Source organism: Methylophaga pinxianii (genome assembly GCF_020447225.1).
Classification (GTDB): Bacteria; Pseudomonadota; Gammaproteobacteria; order Nitrosococcales; family Methylophagaceae; genus Methylophaga; species Methylophaga pinxianii.
The window spans coordinates 1-4,028 of record NZ_JAJAEO010000104.1; the positions used below are offsets into that span (position 1 = coordinate 1).

The window sequence follows — 4,028 nt, forward strand, 5'->3', positions numbered from 1 at the left end:
GGTTGGCATTTTGCCCTCGCTCAGACGAGGGCAAAACCGGGTATCAATTTGCTGGCGATGCAAATCAGCTTCGATCACCTGCCCATCGGCTTCATCAATCAATGTGGCCATCAGAAAACCTTGATGGCCAAGCTGGCTCAATACACAAAGCGTATTGCTGGCATTACCACCTCGACTGATGCGTTGTGATAAAGCCCGAACTTCATTATCTTCAGCAGGATAACAGGCAACCTCATTGATAATATCCAACGTGGCAATGCCGGTTGCCAGAATAACGGCCATCAGTTAAACAATCAGATTTTGTCGAAGATAGCGCCGACGGCATCGGTGATGGAATCGATATCACCGGTACCTTTAATGGTATGCAATTTGTTTTGCTGTTGATAAAACCCGACCAGTGGTGCGGTTTGTTCCTCATACACTTTAAGGCGGTTTTCGATGGTGGCTTCGTTATCATCCTGACGCTGGAATAATTCACCCCCACAATTATCGCAAACACCATCTTGTTTAGGAGGGGATAGGTGCACATTGAAAATCGCACCGCAATCTTTACAGGTACGTCGACCAGTCAAGCGTTGCATCAGCTCTGTAAAGGGCACGTCCAGTAACACAACACCTTGAAGTGGCTGCCCAAGATCTGCAAGCATTTGATCCAATGCTTCAGCCTGGGCAATGTTGCGGGGAAAGCCATCCAGAATATAACCATTTTTGGCATCATCATGGGTCAACCGTTCACGAATAAGTCCAATCACAATTTCATCAGATACCAGTGCACCGGCATCCATTGCAGATTTAGCCTGTTTACCAAGCTCAGATCCGGCAGTAACCGCGGCACGTAGCAGATCACCTGTTGAAATTTGTGGGATATCGAATTTTTTCGATAGAAAAACACCCTGAGTACCTTTACCGGAACCCGGCGCGCCAAGTAATACTGTTCTCATGTTTGCCTCTTACTAGTTTGCTGTTCGTTTAAGTGAATTATTTATAATAAGTTTGCTGCCAAATGTTCCAATTGAATGGTGACTTTGCGCAGTAGTGGTGGAATGATTTCTGGCGATAACCCTAACCGTTCCCATGCTACGGGATCCAGCGGTGGAACGTGTTGATCACCACTATGACCGAAGGGGACGGCGCTGACCATCACATCCGCGACATGCACGATGCATACTTCCACGGCATAACCTGAGGCCACGGGTTGATGATGATGTCTGGCAACAAATCCTAAAGATTCCGGCAAGCGCCACGTCTGGATTAATGCTTCTCCGACTTCAGTATGATCAAACCCGATCACCCGTTTTTCTGCCAAATGTAATACTTCGTGACCAAAGCGGGCGCTTTTGATCGACTCACCGGCCAGCTCGGGAACGGACTGATAGAGAACCAAACTGCCAATATTGTGTAACAGGCCTGCAATCAAATATTGCTCACTTTGCTTGTGTCCGGCGGCTTCTGCCAGCAGTTTGGCACAAATCGCACAGGCCAGGCTGTGTCGCCAAAAGGTGTTCATCTCAATCAGCGTCTTGGGAATACCGGTAAAGGCATTGACCACCGAGGTCGCCAAAACCAGATTGGTTAGTTCGCGGGTTCCGATAACGGTAATTGCTCTGGAGATCGTGTTGATTTGCGATGGAAAACCATAAAAAGGGCTGTTGACGATTTTTAATAATCGTGTTGTCAGCGCCGAGTCAGTATTAATGACTTTGCTGATATCATCAATGGCACTGTCGGGGTCATGAATTAATTCATCAAGCCGGGCGTAGGTACTGGGTGGTGAGACCAATTCCAGCGATTTGTTGACCAGTGATTGTGGTGTCAAAGCCATGTTTGATCCGATTCGTCAGGCGTCAGCTTTTCCAATGTTGCTTCAGTAAAGAGCAAGGCTATCAACGGATGTTTCAGATCGGCATAGCGGAATAATTCTTCACGCTCTGCTAAGGCCTTGGTTTGTTGTTCGTTGTGATGACTGGTTTCCATTAACGAAGATTCCAATATTGACTGCTTAGCAGGATTTCACTGATTTTGACTCCCAGACTGCCAGCAAAACGATCGAGGTAACTCGGACGAGGTGTGTAATCGACAATTTCCTCTGCACCGACAATGTCTCTGGCAACGGTACTGCTATTGGCCAAGCCGTCAATCAGACCCAATTCCAAAGCCTGCTCTCCTGACCAGAACAAACCGGAAAATATTTCATCATTTTCTTTTAAACGATCGCCACGGCCGGCTTTGACGACATCAATGAATTGCTGATGGATATTGCTGAGCATTTCATGCGCGTGCTCAACATCTCTTTCTTTGAGCGGCATAAAAGGATCGAGGAAGGCTTTATTATCGCCCGCCGTTAAAGAACGTCTTTCTACACCGACCATGTCCATTGCTTCAGTGAAACCAAAGCTGTCCATCCTGACCCCAATTGAGCCGACAATACTGGCCTTATCGGCATAAATTTCATTGGCAGCGACCGCAATATAATAACCACCAGAGGCACAGACATCCTGAATGACGGCATATACCGGGAAGTCAGGACGAGTGGCTCGTAGACGGGTGATTTCATCATTAATTACACCGGACTGAACCGGACTGCCGCCGGGGGTATTCATTCGGATAATTAATGCTTTGGCCTGTGGACTTTCGAAAGCCTCGCGTATGCCGGTAACAACACGATCTGCGCTGGCTTCCATATCCGGGGCTATAACGCCATTCACATCGACCAACGCGGTATGGGCACCAGAAGGCAGATTAGCCTCACCAAAAGGTCTGGTCATCAGGAAGATAGCGACAAAATACAGCAGTACCAGAAATTTAAAAAGATAGCCCCAACGACGTGTTGCGCGCTGTTCTTTTATGGCGGCGAAAGCAAGATCTTGTAAAACTTTACGCTCCCAAGGGTCATTCTGTGATGAAGGACTCTGTGGATCTTGCTTGTGTTCTGGTGGGAAGTCGCCAAAAGTTGCCATTGTTTTTCATCCTGAACAGTAAAAGTTAGTGGGTCACATCATAATCAAAAGCGTTCATTGTTGCCATGCAGCCAATCATCCAAAGCAAATAAGTCATCCACGATATGGAGTGGATCACATGCTTGTAAACGCTCCAGGGCATGCGCACCATGTGTAACAGCGACACTTTTCGCTCTGGCATTGTGAGCCATAAGCAAGTCAAATTCGGTATCGCCAACCATGATAGTCGATTCTGCTTCAACTCCGCAGAAGCTTATCAGCTCCTCAAGCATTTGCGGGTGTGGTTTGGAATGGCATTCATCGGCACAACGTGTAGCGGTAAATAAATCGCCCAAGCCAGTCGCCGCAAGCACTTTATCCAGTCCACGACGGCCCTTGCCGGTTGCAACACCCAGAAAAATATTCTGATCGGCCAGTTTGTGCAATAACTCGACCGCATTATCAAACATCAGTGATTCATGTGGATGATCCAGCCATATTTCCCGATAAGCCATGGCCAGCCGCTGAATATCGGCATCCGAGCTGTGCGGGTAGAGTGTGCGAACTGCTTCCGGTAATCCCAAGCCAATAATCTGGCTGATGGCATGATCGGTTAATGGGGACAATTGCAGCTTGTGAATGGCTTCCCGCATGCAAAACACAATATGGCTGGTAGAATCCATCAAGGTGCCATCCCAGTCAAAAACAATCATTTGATATGGGCTCATGATGTTACATCCAATTGTTGTAAAACTGTCTGCAATGCCTCGGGTAGTTCCGCTGTAAAGGTCATGGGTTCATTAGTGATCGGGTGTTTCAACGAAAGTTGCCAGGCATGCAAAAACATTCTTTTTAATCCGAATGACTTAAGACGTTTATTAAACTCGCGGTCACCGTATTTTTCATCACCAGCTACGGGATGTGACTGGCTCGCGCTATGCACTCGAATTTGATGAGTGCGGCCGGTGAAGAGTTTGGCGGCAACCAGCTGACATCCAGCAAAATTCTGTTTTACCTCAAACATTGTTTTGGATTTTTTACCATTGATATCCACTACCACCATGCGCTCCCCGGAACTCAATGAGTTTTTTT

The 4,028-nt window shown here is 47.3% G+C and carries 7 protein-coding genes; all 7 read right to left on the reverse strand.

The window, feature by feature from the left end; translation table 11 throughout:
• A partial coding sequence (locus LGT40_RS00745) for a PfkB family carbohydrate kinase (RefSeq protein WP_226343127.1) occupies positions 1 to 282 on the reverse strand: 282 nt, incomplete at its 3' end.
• Positions 283 to 293: 11 nt separating this feature from the next.
• On the reverse strand, positions 294 to 941 hold the full coding sequence (locus LGT40_RS00750) for an adenylate kinase (protein ID WP_226075270.1): 648 nt from the start codon (positions 939 to 941) through the stop codon (positions 294 to 296).
• A 41-nt stretch (positions 942 to 982) separates the two neighbouring features.
• Positions 983 to 1,822, reverse strand: a complete 840-nt coding sequence (locus LGT40_RS00755; RefSeq protein ID WP_226075272.1) for an HDOD domain-containing protein — start codon at positions 1,820 to 1,822, stop codon at positions 983 to 985.
• On the reverse strand, positions 1,813 to 1,989 hold the full coding sequence (locus tag LGT40_RS00760; RefSeq protein WP_226075274.1) for a hypothetical protein: 177 nt from the start codon (positions 1,987 to 1,989) through the stop codon (positions 1,813 to 1,815). The genes LGT40_RS00755 and LGT40_RS00760 overlap by 10 nt, the downstream gene beginning before the upstream one ends.
• Entirely contained in the window at positions 1,974 to 2,957 is a 984-nt protein-coding gene (locus LGT40_RS00765) for a S49 family peptidase (RefSeq protein WP_226075275.1), read from the reverse strand. The genes LGT40_RS00760 and LGT40_RS00765 overlap by 16 nt, the downstream gene beginning before the upstream one ends.
• Positions 2,958 to 3,001: 44 nt before the next feature.
• Entirely contained in the window at positions 3,002 to 3,664 is a 663-nt protein-coding gene (locus LGT40_RS00770) for an HAD-IA family hydrolase (protein ID WP_226075277.1), read from the reverse strand.
• Positions 3,661 to 4,028: RluA family pseudouridine synthase (locus LGT40_RS00775; protein WP_264177782.1), on the reverse strand; the 368-nt coding region annotated here is incomplete at its 5' end. The genes LGT40_RS00775 and LGT40_RS00770, both read right to left, overlap by 4 nt.

What these genes read in the sequence shown, in the direction of transcription:
- LGT40_RS00765 (WP_226075275.1), bottom strand. Translation starts at nt 2,957, where the DNA reads ATGGCAACTTTTGGCGACTTCCCACCAGAACACAAGCAAGATCCACAG.
- LGT40_RS00755 (WP_226075272.1), bottom strand. Translation starts at nt 1,822, where the DNA reads ATGGCTTTGACACCACAATCACTGGTCAACAAATCGCTGGAATTGGTC.
- LGT40_RS00750 (WP_226075270.1), bottom strand. Translation starts at nt 941, where the DNA reads ATGAGAACAGTATTACTTGGCGCGCCGGGTTCCGGTAAAGGTACTCAG.
- LGT40_RS00770 (WP_226075277.1), bottom strand. Translation starts at nt 3,664, where the DNA reads ATGAGCCCATATCAAATGATTGTTTTTGACTGGGATGGCACCTTGATG.